Raw genomic sequence first — 23,040 nt, 5'->3', positions numbered from 1 at the left:
CGCCGGGCCGGAGGCGCAGTAGCGTGGCAGGCATGGAACAGCGACGTCTCGGCCATGCCCCGTTCACCGTCTCCGCCGTGGGACTCGGGTGCAACAACTTTGGACGCTCGGGCACGGCGTCGGAGTCGCAGGAGGGCACCGACGCCGTCATCCACGCGGCCATCGACGCGGGCGTGACGTTCTTCGACACCGCGGACCTGTATGGCGGCCAGTGGGGGTTGTCGGAGACGCTCATGGGCAACGCGCTCGCCGGCCGGCGCGACGACGTGATCCTCGCCACCAAGTTCGGCTTCACCAAGGTCGAGACTCCGCTCGATGAGCTCGGCGCTAAGGGTTCGCCCGCCTATCTACGTGCGGCCTGCGAGGCGTCGCTGGAGCGTCTGCAGACCGACCGCCTCGATCTCTTCCAGCAGCACCAGCCGGACCCGTCCGTGCCGATCGAGGAGACTCTCGGCGCGCTCGCGGAGCTCGTGGAGGAGGGCAAGATCCGCGCCTACGGTGTCTCCCAGTTCACGGCGGAGCAACTACGGGCGGCCGATGCCGTGGCTGGCGCCCGTAGCCTTCCCGCCCTGGCTTCCAGCCAGGACGAGTTGTCGCTCGTCGCTCGCGCCGTTGAACGCGACGGCCGGCTGGCGGAGGCCGAGCGCATCGGCGCGGGATTCCTGCCGTTCTTCCCCCTCGCCAACGGCCTGTTCACGGGCAAGTTCACGCGGACGGACCGGCCCGCCGACTCACGCATTGCGCGCCAGCGCCCCCACATCGCCGACAACGCCGACTGGGACGCGATGGAGGCCTACCAGGCGCTGTGTGACGACTGGGGCGTGACGATGCTCGAGGCGACGCTCGGGTGGTTCCTGTCGCGCCCAGTCATCTCTTCCGTAATCGCCGGCGCGACCCGGCCCGAGCAGGTGCGCCAGAACGCCTCCTCGGCGACCTGGCGGCCCACCCGGGAGCAGGTCACGGAGATCGAGGCACTGTTCCCCGGTTGATCACAGGAGCCGGCGACGAGACCCCCTCGCCAAGCGACACGGGACCTTCCGACTGGCCCCGCGCATCGGCCGCCTGTTAACGTTCACGTATGACGCTCGACGCTGGCGGCAATGCTGCCGCCACGGCCCCCGACGATGACGCGAGGACTCGCTCCTGTGTCATGTACCCGAGCGTCGCGACGCCCGGCACGACCACCCGCTTAGAGAGGCAGAAGTGAGCCAGTTCAGCACCGCGGTCCAAGAGACCATCGACAAGATTCGGGAGGACGTCGCGCGGCTGCACGGCGAGCTCACCCGCTACGAGCTGGTCGTGTGGACCGGCGGCAACGTCTCGGGCCGTGTGCCCGGCGAGGACCTGTTCGTCATCAAGCCCTCGGGCGTGAGCTACGACGAGCTCGCCGCGGACAACATGATCCTGTGCACGCTCGACGGCGAGGTCGTCCCCGGCACGCCCGGCTCCGACCGCTCGCCCTCCTCGGACACCGCCGCGCACGCTTACGTCTACCGCAACATGGAGCACGTGGGCGGTGTGGTGCACACCCACTCGACCTACGCGACCGCCTGGGCCGCGCGCGGCCAGGAGATCCCGTGCCACATCACCGGCATGGCCGACGAGTTTGGCGGCCCCATCCCCGTGGGTCCGTTCGCGATCATCGGTGACGACAGCATCGGCCGCGGAATCGTGGCGACGCTCGACGGTCACCGCTCGCGCGCCGTCCTCATGCAGAACCACGGCGTCTTCACCATCGGCAAGGACGCGAAGGACGCCGTCAAGGCGGCCGTCATGTGCGAAGACGTCGCCCGCACCACCCACATCGCCCTCCAGGGCGGCCCCCTCATCGACATTCCGCAGGACAAGATCGACGCCCTGTTCGATCGCTACCAGAACGTCTACGGACAGCCCGGCGCCGGTGCCGGAGAAGGAGACAGCAAGTGAGCACCCGTTCCATCGTTCCCAACCTCGCCGACTACGAGGTCTGGTTCCTCACCGGGTCCCAGGACCTGTACGGCGAGGAGACCCTCAAGCAGGTCGCCGAGCAGTCGCAGCAGGTCGCCGCGCTGCTTGACGGCGCCGACGCGGTGCCCGCGCGTATCGTGTGGAAGCCCGTCGTGAAGTCGCGCGACGGCATCCGCGCCGCGATGCTCGAGGCGAACGCCAACGACAAGGTCATCGGCGTCATCGCCTGGATGCACACCTTCAGCCCCGCCAAGATGTGGATCACGGGCCTCAACGTGCTGAGCAAGCCGCTGCTGCACCTGCACACGCAGGCGAACGTGGACCTGCCCTGGGGCGAGATCGACTTCGACTTCATGAACCTCAACCAGGCCGCGCACGGCGACCGCGAGTTCGGCTACATCGAGACCCGCATGGCGATCCCGCGCACCACCGTCTCGGGCCACGCCAGCCACGCCGCGACGCAGGAGCGCGTCGGCACCTGGGTGCGCGCCGCCGCCGGCCGCCACGCTACGCAGAACATGCGCGTCGCCCGCTTTGGCGACAACATGCGCTTCGTCGCCGTCACCGAGGGTGACAAGACCGAGGCCGAGATCAAGATGGGCGTCCAGATCAACACCTGGTCGGTCAACGAGCTCGCCGAGCGCGTCCACGCTCAGACCGACGCCGACATCGACGCCCTGGTCGCCGAGTACGTCGAGGAGTACGACGTCGACGCGGAGCTCCTGCCCGGCGCCGAGCGCGCCGAGTCGCTGCGCTACGGCGCCGCGGTGGAGCTGGGCCTGCGCTCGTTCCTCGAGGAGGGCGGCTTCACGGCCTTCACCGACTCGTTCGAGGACCTGGGCGACCTGCGCCAGCTGCCCGGACTCGCCGTGCAGCGCCTGATGGCTGACGGCTACGGCTTTGGCGCCGAGGGCGACTGGAAGACCGCCGTCCTGGTCCGCGCGGCCGCCGTCATGGGTGCTGGCCTTCCCGGCGGCGCCTCGCTCATGGAGGACTACACGTACCACCTGGAGCCCGGCAACGAGCTGATCCTCGGCGCGCACATGCTCGAGGTGAACCCGGCCCTGTCGTCCAAGAAGGCGCGCCTCACGATCGCCGAGCTGGGCATCGGCGGCAAGGAGGACCCGGTCCGCCTGGTCTTCACCGCCGACGCCGGCCCCGCCGTGGTCGTCGCCATGTCGGACATGCGCGAGCGCTTCCGCCTGGTCGCCAACGTGGTCGAGAACGTCGAGCTCCCGGCGCCCATGCCCAAGCTGCCCGTGGGCCACGCGGTGTGGAAGCCCGCCCCGGACTTCACGACCTCGACCACGGCGTGGATCCAGGCCGGTGCCGCGCACCACACGGTGATGTCGAACCAGATCGGCGTCGAGGTGTTCCGCGACTTCGCGACCATGAGCGAGGTGGAGCTGCTCGTGATCGACGAGGACACCACGCTGACGGGCTTCGCGGCCGAGATGCGCGCCAACGCCGCGTACTACCGCCTGGCGCAGAGCCTCTAAGGGCAGAGGCCCTCGGGCTCAGACGCACTCAGGGCCCGGCGGTCCCGCCCCTCACGTGGGGGTGGGGCCGCCGGGCCCTGTTGCGTGGTGCGCGGTGCGCGGTGCGCGGTGCGCGGTGCGCGGGTGCCGAGTGCTCCTGGTGGCCCGTTCTCCGCCACGAGGCGGGGGTGGGGTCAGCGCCCCATCGCCATGCGCTCGGGGCAGTCGAACGGGTCGCGCGCCGCGAGTCCCACGCGGTTGAGGTACTCGATGACGATCCCGTAGGACTCGATCAGCGACGTCTCGGTGTACGGCACGTCTTGCGCCTCGCAGTACTCGCGCACAATCTCGCGAGCCTTCGCGAGGTGCGGGCGGGCCATATTGGGGAACAGGTGGTGCTCAATCTGATAGTTGAGTCCACCCATGAGGATCGACATCGCCCAGCCGCCGCGGATGTTGCGGCTCGTCAGCACCTGCTTGGAGAAGAAGTCCATCTTCATGTCGGCCGGCACGATCATCATGCCCTTGTGGTTGGGGGCGAACGAGGCTCCCATGTACACACCGAACACCGCCATCTGCACGCCGATGAACGCGAACGCGAGCCCTAGCGGCAAGAACAGGAACACCGGCACCAGGTAGAGCCCAAAGTGCAGGGCGATCATGGGCAGCTCGGTCCAGCGCTGCTTGCGCGTGCCCTGGGTGACGAGCGAGGCCACGGAGCGGTAGTGAAGGTTGAGGCCCTCGAGGGTCAGCAGCGGGAAGAACAGCCAGCCCTGGCGCTGGTTGACCCAACGGATGACGCCGCGCGTCTTCGCCGCGTCCTCCTCGACAAAGGTGATGGTGTCGGGCTCGATGTCGGGGTCGGAGCCGCGCTTGTTCGGGTTGCCGTGGTGGCGCGAATGCTTGGTCATCCACCACTGGTGGCTGATGCCCACCACAAGCGCGGACAACACCCGGCCCAGGCGGTCATTGGCCGGGCCGGAGGTGAACACCGTGCGGTGCGAGGCCTCGTGGCCCAGGAACGCGACCTGCGTGAACACCACACCAAGGGCCGCGGCGATGAGGAGCTGGAACCAGGAGTCGCCCAGCAACACAAAACCCGTCACGACGCCGGCAAAGGCGAGGACGAGCGCCCCACCGAACCAGCCGTAGAAGTGGTACGAGCGGCGCAGCAGCCCCGTGTCGCGGACCGTGCGCGCGACCTCCGTGAAGGACACGGTGAAGGAATTGACATGGGACCGGGATGCGGGGGAGGAAGAAATGAGCGGTCCTTTGCTAGCGGGCGGCGGCTCGCGCGGCAAGGAAAGGTCTGTGCCGCACGTCCGTCGGACGTTTCGGGCAACCCTACGCGACCGTAGGTTAGATGTCACCACCCTTGCGAGGGATATCTCACGGTTAGGCTCTGGCCATGCTCGTCCCCATCGTCGCAACTGTCGTCGGACTCATCGTGCTCGCGTGGAGCGCCGACTGCTTTGTGCTGGGCGCCTCGACGGTCGCCCGTTACCTCGGCATGGCGCCGCTACTCATCGGCATGGTGGTCATCGGCTTCGGCACGTCCATGCCGGAAATGGTGGTCTCTGCCTTCGCCGCGGTCGACGGCTCGCCCGAGATCGCGCTCGGTAACGCCTTCGGCTCGAACATCGCGAACATCGGCCTGATCCTCGCCGTCACGGCGATCATGCTGCCCATCGTCGTGAAGCGCGGCGTGCTGCGCAACGAACTTCCGCTCCTCATCGTCGTCACGGTCGCCGCGTGGCTGCTCATGAGCGACGGCGAACTCTCCACGGGCGACGCGGGCGCGATGGTGCTGATGCTCGTCGTCCTGCTCACCTGGCAGATCATGCAGGCGCGCGGCCAGCAGGGCGACCAGCTCGAGGTCGACGTCGACCACCACGCCCACGACCACCCGCTGTCGAAGAAGGCCGCCTGGATCTGGCTCATCGTCGGCCTCGTCATCCTGGTGCTGAGCTCCCGCCTCCTGGTCTGGGGCGCGGTAGAGATCGCCGAGGCGCTCGGCTGGTCCGACCTGGTCATCGGCCTCACGGTCGTGGCGATCGGCACGAGCGCGCCCGAGCTCGCCTCCTCGATCGCCGCCGCGCGCAAGGGCGAGAACGACCTGGCGCTGGGCAACGTGATCGGCTCCAACCTGTTCAACACCCTGGGTGTGGTGGGCATTGCAGGACTCATCCACCCCGCGAGCGTCAGCACCGAGCTGCTCCACCGCGACCTGCCCTTCCTCATGCTGTTGACCGTGATGCTCGTCGCGCTCGGCTATCACTGGAAGCGCGACGGCCGCATCAACCGCATCGAGGGCGGCGTCTTCCTGGCAATGTGGCTCGCGTACACCACCTACCTCATCGCCGCCGGCTCGTAGGGTGAGCGGCGTACGGACCCCAGGTGTCGCATCGGCCCTGCAAACACGGCCGATCCGCGGGTTTAGGCTGGCGCCATGACGCAGCTGGGGGAGGGGCGTACGCAGGCGATGTCCCTGCGCGCGCTGACCAAGCGGTTCGGGGCCACACTCGCGGTCGACCGCATCGACCTGGACATCCCGACGCACTCGTTCTACGGGGTCGTGGGGCCCAACGGCGCGGGCAAGACCACCACGCTGTCGATGGCGACAGGACTGCTGAAGCCCGACTCGGGGCAGGCCCTCATCCACGGCGTGGACATGTGGCGCGAGCCCGCGCGCGCCAAGGCCATGGTGGGTGTGCTGCCCGACGGCCTGCACAGCTTTGACCGCCTCACCGGCGGCGAGCTGATCTCGTACGCGGGACTCATGCGCGGCCTGCCCAAGGACACCGTGCGCGAGCGGCGCGACGATCTGCTGGCGGCGCTCGACCTCGACTCGGCGGGATCCACGCTGGTGACGGACTACAGCGCGGGCATGACCAAGAAGATCGGCCTCGCGTGCGCGCTCGTCCACGCCCCTCGCGTGCTGGTGCTCGACGAGCCGTTCGAGGCCGTCGATCCGGTCTCCGCCGGCGCGATCCGGCGCATCCTGCAGGAGTTCGTCGCGAGCGGCGGCACCGTGGTGATGTCGAGCCACGTGATGGCGCTCGTGGAGCGGCTGTGCGACCACGTCGCCGTGGTGGGGCACGGCCACGTTCTCGCCGCCGGCACGCTCGACGAAGTACGCGCGGGCGAGGACCTCGAGGCGCGGTTCGTGGGGCTCGTGGGCGATATCGCCGACCAGCGGGACCTGGCGTGGTTGCGACAGTCCTAAGGCTCAAGTACACGACCGTGCGCCACCAGTTGGCGCGCGAGTGGTGGCGGGCACTGCTGCTCATTGGTGGCGCCGTGTGGTCGTTGTCGCTGGTGCCGGCCGTGTTGTGGGCGAGCGTGCAGCTGTCTGATGAATCCGCAGATGTGCGCGCCGACATCCTCCTCGTGGTTGCCGCCATCTGCATCGCCGGCTGGATCACCGTGCCCCTGCTCGTCACCGGACTCGAGGACACGCTGGACCCCGGGCGGTTCGCGACGTTCGGCGTCTCCGCGCGTCAGATCGCCGGCGGGCTGACCTTGGCGGCGTTCCTCACGGTGCCCGCGCTGTTCTTCGCGGGCGCGTTCGTGGTGCTGACGCTGAGTTGGCGCGACTCGGGATGGGGGGTGCTCGCGGTGGCGCTCGTGGGCGCGGGGCTGACCGTCGCGGTCATGGTGTTGGGAGCACGCGTGGCCGTCGCGTGGTCCGCGCGTGCCGTGAACGACCGGCGCACCCGCGGCGTGCTGCTCCTGGCCGTGGGCCTCGCGCTTGTGGTGTTGGGCTCGGTGGTGTGGATCGCGCTGAGGGACGGCATCGATTCGGCGCTGCAGTACGAGGCGCAGACGCTCATGGAATGGCTGGGCCGCACGCCCGTCGGCGCCGGCATGGTCGCCGCCGAGTCCGCTACCTACGGCCGCTGGTGGTCCGTCGCGTGGCGGCTCGCGCTCATGGCCGGGGCTGTGGTGGTGCTCGCTTTGGCATGGCGCGACTCGATCTCGCATGCGCTCGTCAACCCCGTTCATCGGGGCGGCGGGCGCAGGCGCAGGGCCGATGCGATCCTCGCCTCCGCGCGCGACCTCCCCTGGGGTGCGGCGTCCGGTCCGTCCCGCCGGTCGCGGCTGGCCCGCCTGTGGCGGACCGACGAACCCACTCGCGCCGTGCGCGCCCGCATGCTCGTCTCGTGGGGGACGGATGCGCGCTACCTGGTCGCGGCTTCCGGAGTGGTGGCGCTGCCGGTGATCTTCTTCGCGATCGCGATGCCGGTCTTGGGGCTCGATACGCGGTGGGCGTTCGTCGCGCCGGTGATGCTCGCCGCGTCCATCGGCTGGGGGCGGCACAACGACGTCGCGTACGACCACACGGCGCTGTGGCTCGACATCGTGTCCGGTTCGCGCGGTGGTCAGGTCATGGCCGGCCGGGCCCAGGCCGTGCTGGTCTGGGCGGTGCCCGCGACCGTGCTCGCCGCCGTGGGCATCCTGGCCTGGACGGGTCGTTGGTATGCGGCGCCAGGACTGGTGGGGGCGACGCTCGGAACGCTGGGGGCGACGCTCGGCGTCGCCTCGGTGACGTCGGTGCTGCTGCCGTATCGCGCTCCCGCACCGGGGGAGAACCCCTTCGGTGCCGAGGTCGGCTCGCTCGGAGCCTCCCTGGGTGCCCAGCTCTTGTCCTCGCTCGCGACCATGCTGGTGCTGCCCTTCGTCACCGTGCCGCTGGTGCTCGCCCTGACGGTGCACGCTGGCTGGGGGTGGGTGGCGCTCGTGAGCGGCCTGGCGCTCGGCGCGGCGTTTGGTGTCGGTGGTGTCAGGCTCGCAGGGCTCCTGTACGACCAGCGTGCGGGCAGCCTCATCGCGCGCGTGAGCTAGTCGCTGATCGCGCGTGGACTGCGGGTCGTAGACTGGGCCGCATGAGCGAGCCGAGTGCACCCGAGACCCAGCAGCCGCAGGGCGGCACCGCCACCATCGAGCGCGTCGAGCAGAAGGAGCTCATCGAGCCCGGCGACGCCGAGCGCTTCGCGCACTACGTGCGCAAGGAGAAGATCATGGAGTCCGCCATGTCCGGCGAGCCCGTGATCGCCCTGTGCGGCAAGGTGTGGGTACCGGGGCGCGACCCCAAGCGCTTCCCGGTGTGCCCGGCGTGCAAGGAGATCATCGACGGTCGCTTTGGCCCCGAGGACGGCGACGACTGACCTGCCTCCCGCCCCCGGGCGCCTCGCGCGCCTAGGCTTAGAGCCGTGAGCACCGAGGAGCAGATCGAACGCGAGGGCGCCGTCGCGACGCGCCTCGACGATCCCTGGGTCACCATCGTCTGGAACGACCCGGTCAACCTCATGAGCTACGTCACCCACGTCTTCCAGACGTACTTCCAGTTCACGCGCGAGGAGGCCGAGGCGCGCATGCGCGAGGTCCACGAACGCGGCCGCGCCGTGGTCAGCACCGGCGGGCGCGAGCGCATGGAGGTCGACGTGCAGGCCATGCACGGCTACGGACTGTGGGCCACGCTTCAGCGGAGCGGCGCATGAGGGGCTTCAGCGTCACCGAGGGCGCGGCAGTCGCGTATCTGGACGACGAGGAGAGCACCGTCATCGCCCGGATCGTGGCCGATGTGGGGGAGTTGCTGGGCGCGGACGCCTTCGGCTCGCCCGGGCGCGAGGACGCGGGCGACGCGGGCCAGCCGCGCGGCGAGGCCGACGCTCTCTTCCGCTCCATCGCGGGCCTCGACGACACCCCCGCCGAGCCCGCCGACCCGGCACTGAGGCGCCTCCTCCCGAGCGCCTCGCGCGAGGACGACGAAGTCGCCGCCGAATTCCGCCGTCTCACCGAAGGCGACCTCCGCGCCACCAAGGCCGGACGGCTGCGCACCATGTGGGAGCAGCTGAACGCACCCGGCGAGGCGTGGGAGGTGAGCCTTGACGAGGCGATGGCCACGGCATCGGCCCTGACGGACGTCCGCCTGGTGCTCGCCGCTCGCCTGAGTATCGACACCGACGAGGACGCCGAGCGTCTTCACGAGGAGATCGACCTCGCGACCCACGCGATGGGCACCGACGCGCACGAGGACCTGGGGGTGGACCCCGAGCGCGTATGGCTGGGCATGCTGTACCAGGCCCTGACGTGGCTCCAGGAGTCGCTGCTGCAGTGCCTGATCACGACAGAAGAGGAGCAGGATGTCTGACGCGCCCATTGGGGTGTTCGATTCCGGTGTGGGAGGCCTGACGGTGGCCCGCGCCATCATGGACATGCTTCCGCACGAGTCCATCCACTACGTGGGAGACACCGCGTATGGACCGTATGGTCCGCTGCCCATCTCGGACGTGCGCCAGCACGCGCTCGACATCATGGATTCGCTGGTCGCCGAGGGCGTCAAGATGCTCGTCATCGCATGCAACACCGCCTCCGCGGCGGTACTGCGCGACGCGCGCGAGCGCTTCGCGACCGAGCGGGGCGTGCCCGTGGTCGAGGTCATCGTGCCCGCCGTGCGCCGCGCCGCCACCCTGACCAAGTCCGGGCGCGTGGGCGTCATCGGCACCACCGCGACCGTCACGAGCGGTGCCTACGACGACGCTCTCGCGGCCGCCCCCGGCGTCGAGGTGTTCTCGCAGGCCTGCCCCCGGTTCGTGGAGCTCGTCGAGGCTGGCGTGACCTCGGGTCCCGAGGTCATCGAGGTGGCCCGCGAGTACCTCGCACCACTGCAGGCCGCCGACGTTGACACCCTCATCCTGGGCTGCACCCACTACCCGATGCTGCAGGGCGCCATCGGCTACGTCATGGGCCCCGACGTCACGCTTGTCGACTCGGCCACCGAGACCGCGATCGACGTGTTCCGCTCGCTGACCCGCCACGGACTGGGCCGCGACACGAGCGCCATCCCAGAGCATCGTTTCTCCGCGACGGGCGAGACCGCGCGGTTTGAGGCGCTCGCGCAGCGCTTCCTGGGCCCCGTCGTGACAAGCGTCGAGACGATCGGCAAGGTGGGCGCATGAGGCTCACCGTCATCGGATCCTCCGGCTCGGTTCCTGGCCCCGCGTCACCGTCCAGCAGCTACCTCCTCGAGGCCGACGACGACGAGGGCCGCACCTGGCGCGTACTCCTCGACGCGGGTTCCGGGGCGCTGGGCGTGCTGCAGCGCTTCTGCGATCCCCGTGACCTCGACGCCGTGTTCATCAGCCACCTGCACCCCGACCACTGCGCGGACCTCGCGCACCTGGACACCTACCTCAGCTATCACCCTGACGGGCCCGCCGAGCCCGTGACGGTCTACGGCCCCTTCGGCACCGCCGGTCGCATCGCGCAGTTGAAGGGCACCGACGGGCACTCCGAGGCGCTGCCGTGCGTGGTCTGGCAGGCCTCGGGCCACACCAGCATTGGGCCCATGCGCGTGACGGTCGAGTCGGTCCGTCACCCCGTGCCCGCGTACGCCTTCCGTATCGAGGGGCCGAGCGAGGACCCCGCCACGGCATCGGCCGTCCTGACGTACTCGGGAGATACCGACGAGTGCGACGGGCTCGAGGTCGCGGCGGCCGATGCCGACGTGCTGCTGTGCGAGGCGTCGTTCCTCACAACGGACGACGCCCCCGAGGGTCTGCACCTCACGGGCCTCGTCGCCGGACAGGTCGCCGAGCGCGCGCGTGCCGGCCGGCTCATCCTCACCCACATCCCGCCGTGGACGGATTGCCCCAGCGTGCATGCGGAGGCCGCGAGCGCCTACGACGGCCCCATCGACCTGGCTCACCCCGGCCTCCGGGTGGAGTTGTAGCGCGAGGACTCCGGACGGGCTCGAGCGCGGCGGGCATCGTCGTCGCCGATAGGCTCGTCGCATGAGCGACATCACCCGCGCCGATGGGCGCACGCCCAGCCAGCTTCGCCCCGTCTCGTTTGAGCGCGGCTTCCAGAAGAACGCCGAGGGCTCCTGCCTCGTGACCTTCGGCGGCACCCGCGTCCTGTGCTCCGCCTCCTTCACCGCGGGCGTGCCGCGGTGGAAGAAGGGCTCCGGCGAGGGCTGGGTGACCGCCGAGTACGCGATGCTTCCGCGCGCCACCAACACCCGCAACGACCGTGAGTCGGTGCGAGGAAAGATCGGCGGGCGCACCATGGAGATCTCGCGCCTCATCGGCCGGTCGCTGCGCGCCATCGTCGACGTGAAAGCGCTGGGCGAGAACACCATCGTGCTCGACTGCGACGTGCTCGACGCCGACGGCGGCACCCGCACCGCCGCCATCACCGGCGCCTACGTGGCGCTCGCGGACGCCGTGGCCTACGGCCGTGCGCAGGGCCTCATCTCTCCCGGCGCCGCGCCCCTGACCGGTTCCGTCTCCGCCATCTCGGTGGGCATCATCGACGGCACCCCCATGCTCGACCTCCCGTACGTCGAGGACGTACGCGCCGAGACCGACATGAACGTGGTCATGACCGGCGACGGCGGCTTTGTCGAAGTCCAGGGCACCGCCGAGGGTAAGCCCTTCTCGAAGGCCGAGCTCGACGAGCTCCTCGCGCTCGCGACGGCCGGCAACGCCGAACTCGCCCGTCTGCAGACCGCGGCGCTCGACTCCTTGGACGGCCCGGTCCGATGACGGCCCGCCTCGCGATCGCCACCCACAACGCCCACAAGGTGGGGGAGATCTGGGCGATCCTGGCGCCGTCCGTGCCGGGCCTGTCGCGCGAGGACGTCGCGTCGGCCGGGGAACTGGGCGCGCCCAGCCCCGTCGAGGACGGCACCAGCTTTGCCGAGAACGCGCTCATCAAGGCGCGGGCGCTCGCGGCATCGACCGGCCTGCCGGCGATCGCCGACGATTCTGGCATCGCCGTGGACATCATGGGCGGCGCGCCGGGCATCTTCTCGGCGCTGTGGTCCGGCCAGCACGGCGAGGACCAGGCCAACCTTGATCTCCTGCTCGCGCAGATGGCGGACATCCCCGACGAGCATCGCGGCGCGGCGTTCGTCTGCGCGGCCGTGCTGGTGACGCCCGCCGGCGAGGAAATCGTCTGCGAGGGCCGCATGCCCGGCCGCCTGCTGCGCGAGCCTCGCGGCGAGCACGGCTTTGGGTACGACCCCATCTTCATGGGCGAGGGGCAGACCCTGTCGAACGCCGAGCTCGACGCCGAAACCAAGAATGCCCTGTCTCACCGCGGCGCGGCATTCAGGGCGCTCGCCCCACACGTGGCGGCGCTGCTCGCGGATTAACGATGGCCGATGCCGTGGCGCGCCCTGTCCTGCCCGATCGCCTCGGTCAGGGGTTACGGGTCGTGTTTTGCGGCACGGCGCCGGGCCTGGTCTCCGCGGCCCGCGGGCACTATTACGCGGGGCCCGGCAACCGCTTCTGGAGCCTGCTGTTCGAGGCGGGGTTCGTCCCCGAGCCCCTCACTCCAGGTGACGACCATCGGGTGGGTGAGTACGGCATCGGCCTCACGGACCTCGTGAAGACCATGGCGCAGTCACACGACAAAGGACTGCCGTACGACGCTCAAGGGCTAGAGGCGAAGGTGAGGGCGCATCGGCCTGCCTGGATCGCCTTCACCTCCAAGGAGGCGGGTAAGGCCGTCGCGCGCTACCTGGGCGAACGGCCGCCTGGCCTCGGCGTTCAGGACTGGACCTTCGGCGGGGCGAAGGCGATGGTGCTGCCGAGCCCGTCGGGACGCAATCAGGGACGCTCCGCGTACGACGGCCGCGCGACCCGGCTTGAGTGGTGGGCCGAGGCGGCGCGGGTGATCGGCTGAGCTACTGCAGCAGGCCGCAGTGCGCGAGGCCCTGGCGCAGCAGTGTGTGCTGGCCGCCCATCATGTCGGAGGCCACGTCCTCGCTCGCGGCCTCCTCGGGGGTGAGCCACACGATGTCGAGCGCGTTCTGGCTGGGCTCACAGTCGCCGTCGACGGGCACGATGTATGCCATCGCGACGGCATGCTGACGAGTGTCGTGGAACGGGGTCACACCCTTGGTGGGGAAGTACTCCGCGATCGCGAACGGGGTGGGGTTCGCGGGAAGCCGCGGCAGCGCGACTCCACCCAGGTCCTTCTCGATGTTGCGGATCAGGGCATCGCGAATGCGCTCGTGGAACAGCACACGGCCGGCGATGAGGGCGCGGGAGATCGCGTCGTCGTCGGCGCGCAGGAGGAGGCCCACTTCGGTCACCTCGCCGCTCGCGTCAACCCTGACCGGGATCACGTTCACGTAGACCATCGGCAACTCGCTGCGTACGTGCTGAAGTTCACGATCGCTGAGCCATCCGGAGGGTTCGGGGGGCAGCTCCGCCATATCCGTCATGCCGTCCTTTGTACCTGCTCGGGACGGGTCTGGTCCACGCGCGCGCCGACACATGGCAAGGTAGTGGAATAGCGCCAGGGGTGTATGTGTTCTCCCGGGCGACCCAGGGGAGCAATACAAGAAAGGAAGCCCCATGGCTACCGTTGATCTGACCACCGAGACCTTCGAAGAAACCGTGACGAAGGAGGGCATCGTGCTGGTCGACTTCTGGGCCGACTGGTGCGGACCTTGTAAGCGTTTCGCCCCTATCTACGAGGCGTCGTCCGACCAGAACCCGGCCGTGGTGCACGGCAAGGTGGACACCGAGGCCGAGCAGGCCCTGGGCGCCCAGTTTGGTGTGACCGCGATCCCGACCCTCATGGCCTTCCGCGACGGCATCCTGGTGTTCCAGCAGGCCGGCGCGCTGCCCGCCCCGCAGCTCAAGCAGGTCGTCGACGCGGTCGCCGACCTGGACATGGACGAGGTTCGCCAGAAGCTCGCCGAGCAGCAGGCGTAAGCACAGCCTTCACGCACACGGCCCCGGCCGCCTCCCGTGTGAACGGGACGGCGACCGGGGCCGTGTGCTGTGTGGTGCGCGAGGGGGGACTTGAACCCCCACGTCCGAGGACACTGGAACCTAAATCCAGCGCGTCTGCCAATTCCGCCACTCGCGCGCGGCACCCAGGATACGGCCAGGCCGCTCCCGGGATAAACCGTTGCTGTTAGGCGTCGACGCCCAGCTCGCGGCGCACGCGCGCCACGTGGCCGGTGGCCTTGACGTTATAGAGCGCGAGCTCGACCTTGCCCTCGGGGTCGACGACGACGGTCGAGCGGATGGAGCCCACCACGGTCTTGCCGTAGTTCATCTTCTCGCCCCAGGCTCCGTAAGCCTCCTGGATCGACTTGTCCTCGTCGGAGGCGAGGGTGAAGGTGAGACCCTCGGCGGCGCGGAACTCGGCGAGCTTTTCGGGGCTGTCCTTAGAGATGCCCACCACCTCGTAACCCTTGGCCTGGAGGGCGTCGAGGGAGTCGCGGAAGTCGCAGGCCTCGGTGGTGCAGCCGGGCGTCATCGCAGCGGGGTAGAAGTACAGGATGACGTGCTTTCCGCGCTGGTCTGCCAGGGAGAACGTTCCTTGGTCGGTGGTGGCGGTGAAGTCGGGGGCGGTGTTGCCCACAGTCAGACGGTTGTCGCTCATGACTCCACGGTACCGGCGCCCACCGACGCCGATGAGTGGATTTCGCAACCGGGCGAACTCTTGCTATAGTTATTTCTCGCACCGCGCAGCGGCGCGCATGCACCTCTAGCTCAATTGGCAGAGCAACTGACTCTTAATCAGTGGGTTCTGGGTTCAAGTCCCAGGGGGTGTACGAATGAAGGCCCGGGTCCGCAAGGATCCGGGCCTTCTTGCTTTTTTCTCCGGGTTTGCGCGGCTCTCCAGCCCGTCGATTGTGCGGTTGAAGGGCTGGAGTCCAGAAACCGGCGGCGCAGCCCGTCAATGGGCGAACCGGCGGGCTGGACGGCTGCAGAGGCCGACGCCGGGGCGGGCCTAGCCGGCCACGTTCGCCTGGATTGCTGCCGCGTCACGTCGGTACAGCGCCGCGTGCTCAAGGAGTTGCGGCATGCCGCGGTCAGCTGCGACGCGCTCCGAGAAGTCCGCGAGGGCGAGCAGGCGGTCGACTGTCACGGAGAGGACAGCGTCCGTGCTCGCGTGGGTCCCATAGGCGGCGAGCAGGGTCTCCAGCCGTGCCAGGCGCTCCGGCCCGCCGATTCCGTCGCCCACGTCCTCGGTGGTGAGCGGCGCGATGCGGTAGGCCAGGTATGCAAGGTCCCACAGCCGAGGGCCTGGTGCGGCGAAGTCCCAGTCGATCGCGCCTACCGCAACCCCGTCGCGGAACACGAGGTTGTACGGCGCGAAGTCGTGGTGGCAAATCACCTCAGCGGGCTCGCGCGGTGGGGAACGCCACGGTCCGGTCCGGTCCGCGTCAACACTCGCGTCGTGCACTCTGCGCAACAGCCTGGCCGAGGACTCGAGGGCCTCCTCGGCCCATACCCACCGCGGCATCGGATACGCAGGGACCTCGCCATCCACAAAGGTCACTGTCTCTCGCTCGCCGTCGGACGCGAGGGGAACCGGGATGTCGTCGATTCCCCGTCCGGCGAGGTGGCGCAGCAGGCGGTGGACCGCGGGGGTCCACTCGCCTGCGGGGCGCTCGACGAGGTCGCCCATGCGCCGCACGTCGCCCATGTTGCCGCCGTGCATAGCCTTGCCCATCTCCACGCGGCCCAGCCTAGACATGCGTGCGGCCCGGCCCTCGAAGGAGGGGCCGGGCCGCGACGTGCTGCGGGAGCGTCAGGCGACCGGGTGCGGGACGTGACGGGCGGCGAAGGCGAGTGCGGCATCGGCCACCTCGACCCAACCCGAGTCGATGGTGAGGGAGTGGCCGCGACCCTCGATCTCGACAAACTCGGTGACTCCAGCGTTGCGCGACTGCAGGCGGTACGCGGCGTGGGCGATGGCGTGGGGGACGATCGTGTCCTTCTCGCCGGAGATCACCAGCAGCGGTCCACGCTCGGCGTTCTTCACGTCGATGCGGGTAGCGGCCTTCGGGTTGAAGTTCGCCGTCGCCGCCTGGAACAGCGGGCGGCCGGGGGCGGCGATGTTGTGGGCCTCGTAGAGGGCGCGGGCCTCGTCCTCGGTGACCGCGTTGGCGAAGCCGTAGCGGAACTCGTCGAAGGTCAGGGTGACGGTGCGGGTGCGGTTGGCTGGGTTGCCCAGGACCGGGAACGACGCCTTGAGGGTCGTGAGCGGCAGAGGCAGCACTCCCTTGAACGGGGCCGGGTCGATGGCGACGGTGGCGGCCGCGAGACCGCGATCGGCGACGCGTTGGACCAACAGGCCACCGAAGGAGTGGCCGATGAGCAGCGGCTTCACGGTCAGGGCCTCGGCGATCTCGGCGACGTGGTCGGTGACCTCGCCGACTCCGACGCCGGCGAAGAAGGACGGGTCGCGGCGGGCGGTGGCGATGTCCTCGACCTCGGCGGGCCACTCGGCGACGACGACGGCGTAGCCGGCGTCCTCGAGGTGCTCGCGCCAGGCGTCCCAGCTTTCGGCGAGGAGCCACAGGCCGTGGACGAGAAGGGCGGTGGGGCGGCCGGAGGCGTTGGCGGCGGAGATCTGGCGGGCCTCGCGGGTGGTGATGGTGGTCATGGCGGTGATCCTTTTCTGTCGGGGGCCGGATGGTCCCGGGATGGGCCTTCCTGGCCCCTGATGTCCGGATCGGTTGACCTGGACATGAGGGAGAACGTTCGTTCTCGTTTCATTCATTCCACCGGATGCCGACTTTCTTGTTACAGGTTTCGGTAGGGCAGATCTGCCTGGGGTGACGCTCCGCATCGTGGTCCGCTGGGCATGCCGCAGTGAGAACGAGCGTTCCACTACCATGACAACCATGACCCCAGCCAGCGCCAGCGAGAGCCCGCGCGCGCGGCTGCTCGCGACGGCATCGGCCCTGTTCTATGACGAGGGCATCCACGCCGTGGGCGTCGACCGCATCGTGACCGAGGCGGGCGTGCCCCGCGCCACGTTGTACCGCCACTTCACGGGCAAGGAGGGGCTTGTGCTCGCCTACCTCAGGGGCGAGGACGCCGGGATCCGAGGGCTGGCCGCGCAGGCCGCGGCGGCCCCGGCTGAGGAGCAGCTCGGCCTCGCGGTGCTCGCGATTGCCCAGGACATCGCCCAGCGCCATACGCGCGGCTGCCCCTTCATCAACGCGGCAGCGGAGTACCCGGACCCGGCATCGGAGGTGAGGGAACTCATCGACTCGCACCGCGCGTGGTTCCGCCAAACGCTCGAGCAGGCTGCGGCAGCGGCGGGCATCGAGGACCCCGCAGGCGTCGCTGCGCAGTTGGTCTTGCTACGGGACGCCGCGCTCGTGGGCGGCTACCTGGACGGCGCGGAACGGGTGGTGGAGACGTTCCTCGCCGCGGCACGGGTTGTGACCGGACTGCCGCGTCCGTAGTCCCGGCGCGATCCCAGCACGAGAACATCCAGTCCCGGGCACGCGAAGACCCGACCACCTCTCAGCGGCGGTCGGGTCTTCGTGGGACGGTCTCCGTGAGGGAACCGTCAGTTCGTGGCGAGCGCTCCGTCGGAGGAGAACACCAGGCCCAGCGCGATCTCGCCGGTGGTGATGGCGTTCTTGGTCAGCGGGCCGCCGGCGTCGAGCGAGCGGAACTCCGCGACCTCGATGCCGTAGGTGTCCTCAAGGCCGGGCTGGCAGAAGGGGCGCTCGGGGCACTCCGGGGGGCCGCCGAGGACGATGCCGCCGCAGGACTCGGCCAGCTGTGACAGCGTGGTGACGCCGTACTGGTCCACGAAGCCCTGGGTGACTGCGAAGGCGTTCTGGTCCTGAGCCTCGGCGGGCTCTCCGACCACCAGGCCGCGCTCCTCAGCGAGCGGCTCAAGGGCCGCGACGGTCTCGGTGATGTCGCCAGAGGCGACCGCGGTCTCGACGTCCCCCTCGAGGAACTCGGTGAAGGTGGCCGCGTACTCGGGCACGATGTCGATCTCGCCGGACTCGAGAGCGGGCAGGTACGTCTCGCGGTTGCCGATCTCGCGCACCTCGGTGTCGTAGCCGGCCATGTCGAGAGCGTCGGCGTAGATCTCGGCGAGCGTGATGTTCTCGGAGAAGTTCGCGGCGCCGATGGTCAGCGAGCCGTCGCCGGTCTCCGCGATGTCGAGGGCGGCCTGCTCGACCCACGCCTCGGCGACCTCCTCGGAGGTCTGACGGTCGATGTCGACCGACTTGTTCAGCTCGATGAGCGTGGGGGTGTCGAGCGCGCCGGCGACGGCGGCGAGGACATCGAGCACATCCTGGCTCGCGGCGTCGGCGTTGAGCGCGGGGATGATGTTGTCGGAGTTCTGCAGCTCCATGTCATCCTCGAGGACCACGAGCTGGTCGCCGGGGACCGGGAGGCATTCCTGGGCGGTGGCGCCGGCGGTCGCGGACTCCGACGTAGCGGGGGAGTCGGAGGTGCCCGCCGTGGGGCTTTCCTCGTTGGTCCCTCCTGAGCTACAGGCGGTCAGCGCCAGCGAGGCGACGGCCAGTGCGGCCAGGGTGTACGGACGGGTGTGCATCGATGCTCCTCGTATCGGGGACGGACAACCTCACCAACCCAGGCGCCGCCGATTCTGTTCCCACCAGGACCTTTCCACCATAAGCGCGGCGCGAGCGCTCTGCTGGGCGGGCGTGTGACGCACGCTCGCCCTGGTGGGACATGAGGGTCGAAAATCGCCGTTCTGCGACCCTCATGTCCCACCAGGGCGTATCGCGTGTCGGTGGGGCCGGCCGATGCGGTGGCTGGCACTGTCTGTTCGTCGCGCTACCCGAGGTGGATGGGCGCGCGGACAGGGCGGGTGGGTCTACGCCGCCGTCGCCGCCGCCTCGCGCAGGGGCGCAGGCGTCACCGCGCGCTGAACCCGGCTCATCACGAAGTCGATGGTGAGCGCGAGCGCCGCGATGATGACAGCGCCGGCGAGCACCTGCCCGTAGCGCTGCGTGGCGAGGCCCGTGTTGACGATGACGCCCAGTCCGCCGCCGGCCACGAGCGCCGCGAGCGGCACCGTCGCCACCGTCTGCACGGTCGAGGTGCGCAGGCCTGCCGCGATCAGCGGGATCGCGAGCGGCAGTTCCACCCGCAGCGCGACCTGGCGTGGAGTGAGGCCCTGGCCGATCGCCGCCTCGCGGATGTCCGAGTCGACGTCGGCCATGCCGGTGTAGGCGTTGGTGAGGATGGGCGGGAAGGCGAAGATCGCCGCGGCGAGGATGACGGCAGTGTTGCCGTATCCGATGGCCGATGCCGCGAACAGTGTCAGAAGCGCGAGCGTGGGCATCGCTCGGGTGACGTTGGACACGACCACGGTGGTGCCGCCGCCGCGGCGCACGTGACCGAGGAACAACCCCAGGGGCAGCGCGACGATGATCGCGAGCGACACCGCCGCGAAGGACATCCACAGGTGCTCGAGCGTGAGCGCGATGATCGAGTCCTGGGCAAAGCGCCAGCCGCCGTCGAAGGTGGCGGTGGTGAGGCCGTTCGCGCCGGTCCAGTGCTCCCACGTGGTGAGGTAGTCCCACGCGTCGCTGACGAGGCTCATGACGCCCTCCTTCGCAGCCAGGGTGTGGCCAGGCGGCCGGCGAGGGCCAGCAGCAGGTCAAGCACCAGGGCGAGCGCCAGGCACAGCAGCGTGGCCGTCATGATCTGGGCGCGGTAGTCGGACTGCAGACCGCGGAACATGAGCTGACCCAGCCCGCCGTATCCGACCACCACGCCCACGGTGACGAGGGCCACCGTCGACACCGTGGCGATCCTGAGCCCCGCCACGATGGACGGCAGCGCGTTGGGGAGTTCGACCTGAAACAGCATGCGGGCGGGCGTGTATCCCAGCCCGCGCGCGGCATCGACGACGTCGCGGTCCACGCCCTGGAGCCCCACCACGATGTTGCGCACCAGCACCAGCAGCGCATACGCCACCAGGCCGATGAGCACCGTGGTGCGGCCGATGCCAGTGAACGGAGCTAAGAGGCCAAACAGCGCGAATGACGGGATCGTGTAGAGCACTCCCGAGATGCCCATGATGGGCCCCGCCAGGCGCGGGATGCGGCGCGCGACGACGGCGAGCGGGAAGGCGATGAGGAAGGCGATGAGAATCGCCTGCAGCGTCAGCGTGGTGTGAATCACCAGCTGCTCGGAGACCTCGCTCCAGTTGCGCTCGACGTAGTCCCACGAGAACCACGGGTTGGGCACGGCGTCCATGCCACGACCGTACAGGGTCGCCTTTCGTCCTTCGTCAGGCCCGTGGACAAGGGCCGATGCTGTGGCTGGCTGGCCGGGCGCGATAGCGTGGCGGGATGGATCACGCCGGCATCGCCTTCGACCACGTGCGCAAGGAGTACCCCGACGGCACTGTCGCGGTAGGGGACCTGAGCCTCACCGTGACACCCGGGGAGGTGCTGTGCCTGGTGGGCCCATCGGGCTGCGGCAAGTCCACCACGCTGCGGATGGTCAACCGCCTCGTGGAGCCCACGGGCGGCACCATTACCGTCGACGGCGCGGACGTGATGAGTCAGGATGCCGTGAAGTTGCGCCGCTCCATCGGCTACGTCATCCAGCACGTGGGGCTGTTCCCGCACCGCACGGTCGCGCAGAACGTCGCCACGGTGCCGGGGCTGCTGAAGTGGGAGAAGGAGCGCACCCGGGCGCGGGTCGAGGAGCTGCTGGACCTCGTGGGCCTGCCGCATGCGACGTACGGCAATCGGTACCCGCATGAGCTGTCCGGCGGCGAGCGTCAGCGCGTGGGCGTGGCCCGCGCGCTCGCGGTCGAGCCGCCCGTGATGCTGATGGACGAACCCTTCGGTGCCGTGGACCCCCAGGGACGTCGCCGGCTCCAGCAGGAGTTTCTTGAACTCCAGCGCCAGCTGGGACTCACGGTCATGATGGTGACGCACGATATGCGCGAGGCCGTCATCCTGGGCGACCGTCTCGCGGTGTTGTCCAAGGGCGGCGAATTGGAGCAGCTGGGAACCCCCGACGAGGTCACGGGTGCGCCCGCGAATGACTTCGTGGCCGATTTCCTCGCGGACTTCGGCACAGTCGCCGGGTAAGGCTCGCGGGAGACGTCTCGCGGGTTAAGGCTCGCGCGGCGCGGGCGCCTCGGGCGAATCGGCAGCGCCGGCCGGCTCCGCCGACGGCTGCGAGGGCGAGGACTCCTCGCCGCGGCGCGACGTGAGCCGCGGCTCGCGCCACTTGGAGCGCCACCAGGCGACGACTCCGCCTTCGGCCTCCTGCTCCTCGCGCTCGAGCCGCTCCTGCGCCTGGCGCATCTCGCGGTGGCGGCGACGGCGCCGCCCGCTCGTGACGATGCGGTAGATCGCGACGCCGATGACGATGAACACCGCCACCACGAGGATGGGCACAAAGATCGCGACCATGCACAGGGTGAGGGAGATGGCGTCCTCAGCGAAGGACGCCAGGGGCGCGCCCGTGCCGCCCGTCGTGGCATTCACGGCGGGGCGCGAGGCGGCCTTGCCCACGTGCACCGCGAGCGTCAGCACCGCTCCCACCAGGCCCGCGATCAGGGGATTGTCCTGCCAGAACGTCGACGAGTCGACCGCGGTCGCCGCTGCGGTGGCGGCGAAGATGACGCCGCCGACCAGCGGGCGGATCGCCGTCTGGATGAGATCGTTGACGTGGTCAACGCCCGGGATCTTGTCGACGATGAGTTCGAGCGCGAGGAAGACCGCCGAGGCAATGATCATGGGCCACGACTCGAGCCACAGCAGGTGGTCGGGCAGCACGATGAAGTCGGTAAAGCGCGCGAACAGTCCCACGACGAGCAGCGGGATGAAGGCGTTGAGGCCCGCGGCGGCCGAGAGTCCGGCGCCGGTGAGCGCTGCGAGCATTCTGGTCCTCCTGACGGGCGGGTCACGCGAGGCTCCAGGGTACCCGTGTGCGCGCGTGGCGAGGCAAGACCTCGGGTCACATGCGAAGGCCCCCGGGGGATACCCGGGGGCCTTGCGAGATGGGGTGGCTAACGGGACTTGAACCCGCGGCCCCCGCGACCACAACGCGGTGCTCTACCAGCTGAGCTATAGCCACCAAGTGGTCCAGGAAACTGAACCGGAGAAAATCATACCGTGTCCACGCGAGTGCTGGCGACGTTCACGTTACGAAGCGACGGACTCGCTGGTCTGGCGCTCGGTGACGCGAGCGGCGGCGGCCGCAGCCGAGTCCGAATCGGGTCCGGGGAGCTCCGCGAGCACTGTCTGGCGGTAGTACCGCAGCTCCGTGATGGAGTCGCGGATGTCGCCCAGGGCGCGGTGTCCGCCCGTCTTGGCGGGGGCGTTGAAGAACACGCGCGGGTACCAGCGGCGCACCAGCTCCTTGATGGAGGACACGTCGACCACCCGATAGTGCAGATACGCGGTGACGTCGGGCATGTCGCGCGCGAGGAAGATGCGGTCCATGCCCACCGTGTTGCCCGCGAGAGGCGACTTGCCGGCGACCGGCGCGTGCTTCGCGATATACGCGAGGACCTGGGCCTGGGCGTCCTCCATGGTGGTGCCGTGCTCGAGTTCGAGAAGCAGGCCCGACGAGGTGTGCATGTCGCGCACAAAGTCGTTCATGCCCGCAAGCGCCTCCGCCGACGGCTTGATGACCACCTGCACGCCGTCGCCCAGGATGTTGAGCTCCGAGTCCGTCACGAGGCACGCGACCTCGATGAGCGCATCGTTGGCGGGATCGAGCCCGGTCATCTCGCAGTCGATCCAGACGAGGGGTGTGTCAGCCATGCCTCACACCTTACGGCCAGGTGCCGACATGCCCAGGCCGTCCCGCCGCCA

General features: G+C 69.5%; 27 protein-coding genes and 3 tRNA genes. 18 read left to right on the top strand and 12 right to left on the bottom strand.

The window, feature by feature from the left end; genetic code table 11:
• The first annotated feature begins 32 nt into the window (after nt 1–32).
• The 3 genes from B7K20_RS11315 (at nt 33) to araA (ending at nt 3,446) form a co-directional block, all read left to right on the top strand.
• Nucleotides 33–989, top strand: a complete 957-nt coding sequence (locus B7K20_RS11315; RefSeq protein WP_200809086.1) for an aldo/keto reductase — start codon at nt 33–35, stop codon at nt 987–989.
• 214 nt (nt 990–1,203) lie between these two features.
• Complete coding sequence (locus B7K20_RS11310) at nt 1,204–1,926, top strand: L-ribulose-5-phosphate 4-epimerase (RefSeq protein WP_084102628.1); 723 nt, start codon at nt 1,204–1,206, stop codon at nt 1,924–1,926.
• Entirely contained in the window at nt 1,923–3,446 is a 1,524-nt protein-coding gene (araA, locus tag B7K20_RS11305; RefSeq protein ID WP_084102627.1) for an L-arabinose isomerase, read from the top strand. The genes B7K20_RS11310 and araA overlap by 4 nt, the downstream gene beginning before the upstream one ends.
• A gap of 173 nt (nt 3,447–3,619) precedes the next feature.
• Here the strand turns inward: araA and B7K20_RS11300 are convergent, their stop codons facing one another.
• Complete coding sequence (locus B7K20_RS11300; RefSeq protein WP_234985814.1) at nt 3,620–4,687, bottom strand: acyl-CoA desaturase; 1,068 nt, start codon at nt 4,685–4,687, stop codon at nt 3,620–3,622.
• A gap of 146 nt (nt 4,688–4,833) precedes the next feature.
• Between B7K20_RS11300 and B7K20_RS11295 the strand changes: the two genes are divergently transcribed.
• The 11 genes from B7K20_RS11295 (at nt 4,834) to B7K20_RS11245 (ending at nt 13,118) form a co-directional block, all read left to right on the top strand.
• Entirely contained in the window at nt 4,834–5,799 is a 966-nt protein-coding gene (locus B7K20_RS11295) for a calcium/sodium antiporter (protein ID WP_084102625.1), read from the top strand.
• A 75-nt stretch (nt 5,800–5,874) separates the two neighbouring features.
• Nucleotides 5,875–6,651, top strand: coding sequence for an ABC transporter ATP-binding protein (locus B7K20_RS11290; protein ID WP_084102624.1), 777 nt, complete (start codon nt 5,875–5,877; stop codon nt 6,649–6,651).
• Nucleotides 6,633–8,270 (top strand): hypothetical protein, encoded by a 1,638-nt coding sequence (locus tag B7K20_RS11285; RefSeq protein WP_144018659.1) that lies wholly within the window; start codon nt 6,633–6,635, stop codon nt 8,268–8,270. Before B7K20_RS11290 ends, B7K20_RS11285 begins: the two co-directional genes overlap by 19 nt.
• Nucleotides 8,271–8,311: 41 nt before the next feature.
• The gene (locus tag B7K20_RS11280; protein WP_084102622.1) at nt 8,312–8,593 is read left to right on the top strand and encodes a DUF3039 domain-containing protein; all 282 of its coding nucleotides are present in this window, start codon (nt 8,312–8,314) and stop codon (nt 8,591–8,593) included.
• Between the two features lie 45 nt (nt 8,594–8,638).
• Nucleotides 8,639–8,926, top strand: coding sequence for an ATP-dependent Clp protease adapter ClpS (gene clpS / locus B7K20_RS11275; protein WP_084102621.1), 288 nt, complete (start codon nt 8,639–8,641; stop codon nt 8,924–8,926).
• The gene (locus tag B7K20_RS11270; protein ID WP_084102620.1) at nt 8,923–9,579 is read left to right on the top strand and encodes a DUF2017 domain-containing protein; all 657 of its coding nucleotides are present in this window, start codon (nt 8,923–8,925) and stop codon (nt 9,577–9,579) included. The genes clpS and B7K20_RS11270 overlap by 4 nt, the downstream gene beginning before the upstream one ends.
• Nucleotides 9,572–10,387, top strand: a complete 816-nt coding sequence (murI, locus tag B7K20_RS11265) for a glutamate racemase (RefSeq protein WP_084102619.1) — start codon at nt 9,572–9,574, stop codon at nt 10,385–10,387. The genes B7K20_RS11270 and murI overlap by 8 nt, the downstream gene beginning before the upstream one ends.
• Nucleotides 10,384–11,160 carry an MBL fold metallo-hydrolase gene (locus B7K20_RS11260; protein ID WP_084102618.1) on the top strand — a complete coding sequence of 259 codons (777 nt, stop codon included), beginning with the start codon at nt 10,384–10,386 and terminating at the stop codon, nt 11,158–11,160. Before murI ends, B7K20_RS11260 begins: the two co-directional genes overlap by 4 nt.
• Before the next feature lie 61 nt (nt 11,161–11,221).
• Nucleotides 11,222–11,974 carry a ribonuclease PH gene (gene rph, locus B7K20_RS11255; protein WP_200809085.1) on the top strand — a complete coding sequence of 251 codons (753 nt, stop codon included), beginning with the start codon at nt 11,222–11,224 and terminating at the stop codon, nt 11,972–11,974.
• Nucleotides 11,971–12,585, top strand: coding sequence for an RdgB/HAM1 family non-canonical purine NTP pyrophosphatase (gene rdgB / locus B7K20_RS11250; RefSeq protein ID WP_084102617.1), 615 nt, complete (start codon nt 11,971–11,973; stop codon nt 12,583–12,585). The genes rph and rdgB overlap by 4 nt, the downstream gene beginning before the upstream one ends.
• A 2-nt stretch (nt 12,586–12,587) precedes the next feature.
• The gene (locus B7K20_RS11245) at nt 12,588–13,118 is read left to right on the top strand and encodes a mismatch-specific DNA-glycosylase (protein WP_084102616.1); all 531 of its coding nucleotides are present in this window, start codon (nt 12,588–12,590) and stop codon (nt 13,116–13,118) included.
• A 1-nt stretch (nt 13,119) separates the two neighbouring features.
• Here B7K20_RS11245 and B7K20_RS11240 read toward each other — a convergent pair whose 3' ends face one another.
• Complete coding sequence (locus tag B7K20_RS11240) at nt 13,120–13,662, bottom strand: NUDIX hydrolase family protein (protein WP_084102615.1); 543 nt, start codon at nt 13,660–13,662, stop codon at nt 13,120–13,122.
• Nucleotides 13,663–13,795: 133 nt separating this feature from the next.
• Here B7K20_RS11240 and trxA point away from each other — a divergent pair, with 133 nt between their 5' ends.
• A complete protein-coding gene (gene trxA, locus B7K20_RS11235; RefSeq protein ID WP_084102614.1) occupies nt 13,796–14,158 on the top strand; it encodes a thioredoxin in 363 nt (120 codons plus the stop codon).
• A 72-nt stretch (nt 14,159–14,230) separates the two neighbouring features.
• On the opposite strand, the gene B7K20_RS11230 is transcribed toward trxA, so the two are convergent.
• Nucleotides 14,231–14,315, bottom strand: a tRNA-Leu gene (locus tag B7K20_RS11230).
• 48 nt (nt 14,316–14,363) lie between these two features.
• The gene (gene bcp, locus B7K20_RS11225) at nt 14,364–14,837 is read right to left on the bottom strand and encodes a thioredoxin-dependent thiol peroxidase (RefSeq protein WP_084102613.1); all 474 of its coding nucleotides are present in this window, start codon (nt 14,835–14,837) and stop codon (nt 14,364–14,366) included.
• A 99-nt stretch (nt 14,838–14,936) separates the two neighbouring features.
• On the opposite strand from bcp, the gene B7K20_RS11220 reads away from it, so the two are divergent.
• Nucleotides 14,937–15,009, top strand: a tRNA-Lys gene (locus B7K20_RS11220).
• A gap of 179 nt (nt 15,010–15,188) precedes the next feature.
• On the opposite strand, the gene B7K20_RS11215 is transcribed toward B7K20_RS11220, so the two are convergent.
• Both B7K20_RS11215 and B7K20_RS11210 read right to left on the bottom strand, forming a co-directional pair.
• Nucleotides 15,189–15,914, bottom strand: a complete 726-nt coding sequence (locus B7K20_RS11215; protein ID WP_234985813.1) for a phosphotransferase enzyme family protein — start codon at nt 15,912–15,914, stop codon at nt 15,189–15,191.
• A 78-nt stretch (nt 15,915–15,992) separates the two neighbouring features.
• A complete protein-coding gene (locus tag B7K20_RS11210; RefSeq protein ID WP_084102611.1) occupies nt 15,993–16,850 on the bottom strand; it encodes an alpha/beta hydrolase in 858 nt (285 codons plus the stop codon).
• Nucleotides 16,851–17,091: 241 nt separating this feature from the next.
• Between B7K20_RS11210 and B7K20_RS11205 the strand changes: the two genes are divergently transcribed.
• Complete coding sequence (locus B7K20_RS11205; RefSeq protein WP_200809084.1) at nt 17,092–17,661, top strand: TetR/AcrR family transcriptional regulator; 570 nt, start codon at nt 17,092–17,094, stop codon at nt 17,659–17,661.
• 107 nt (nt 17,662–17,768) lie between these two features.
• On the opposite strand, the gene B7K20_RS11200 is transcribed toward B7K20_RS11205, so the two are convergent.
• The 3 genes from B7K20_RS11200 to B7K20_RS11190 all read right to left on the bottom strand — a co-directional run bounded on the left by B7K20_RS11200 (nt 17,769) and on the right by B7K20_RS11190 (nt 20,455).
• Complete coding sequence (locus B7K20_RS11200) at nt 17,769–18,779, bottom strand: glycine betaine ABC transporter substrate-binding protein (protein WP_084102609.1); 1,011 nt, start codon at nt 18,777–18,779, stop codon at nt 17,769–17,771.
• A gap of 285 nt (nt 18,780–19,064) precedes the next feature.
• Complete coding sequence (locus tag B7K20_RS11195) at nt 19,065–19,796, bottom strand: ABC transporter permease (protein WP_084102608.1); 732 nt, start codon at nt 19,794–19,796, stop codon at nt 19,065–19,067.
• Nucleotides 19,793–20,455, bottom strand: coding sequence for an ABC transporter permease (locus B7K20_RS11190; RefSeq protein WP_084102607.1), 663 nt, complete (start codon nt 20,453–20,455; stop codon nt 19,793–19,795). The genes B7K20_RS11195 and B7K20_RS11190 overlap by 4 nt, the downstream gene beginning before the upstream one ends.
• Before the next feature lie 95 nt (nt 20,456–20,550).
• On the opposite strand from B7K20_RS11190, the gene B7K20_RS11185 reads away from it, so the two are divergent.
• On the top strand, nt 20,551–21,303 hold the full coding sequence (locus B7K20_RS11185) for an ATP-binding cassette domain-containing protein (protein WP_084102606.1): 753 nt from the start codon (nt 20,551–20,553) through the stop codon (nt 21,301–21,303).
• Between the two features lie 24 nt (nt 21,304–21,327).
• Here B7K20_RS11185 and B7K20_RS11180 read toward each other — a convergent pair whose 3' ends face one another.
• From B7K20_RS11180 to orn, 3 genes are all read right to left on the bottom strand, one after another.
• Nucleotides 21,328–22,101 carry a DUF4126 domain-containing protein gene (locus B7K20_RS11180; protein ID WP_084102605.1) on the bottom strand — a complete coding sequence of 258 codons (774 nt, stop codon included), beginning with the start codon at nt 22,099–22,101 and terminating at the stop codon, nt 21,328–21,330.
• 120 nt (nt 22,102–22,221) lie between these two features.
• Nucleotides 22,222–22,297: transfer RNA gene (locus B7K20_RS11175), tRNA-His, on the bottom strand.
• A 68-nt stretch (nt 22,298–22,365) separates the two neighbouring features.
• A complete protein-coding gene (gene orn, locus B7K20_RS11170; RefSeq protein ID WP_084102604.1) occupies nt 22,366–22,989 on the bottom strand; it encodes an oligoribonuclease in 624 nt (207 codons plus the stop codon).
• Nucleotides 22,990–23,040 lie beyond the last annotated feature (51 nt).

It is taken from the genome of Demequina sp. NBRC 110051 (assembly GCF_002090055.1).
Lineage (GTDB): Bacteria > Actinomycetota > Actinomycetes > Actinomycetales > Demequinaceae > Demequina.
This window is presented reverse-complemented; position numbering and strand designations above follow the sequence as displayed.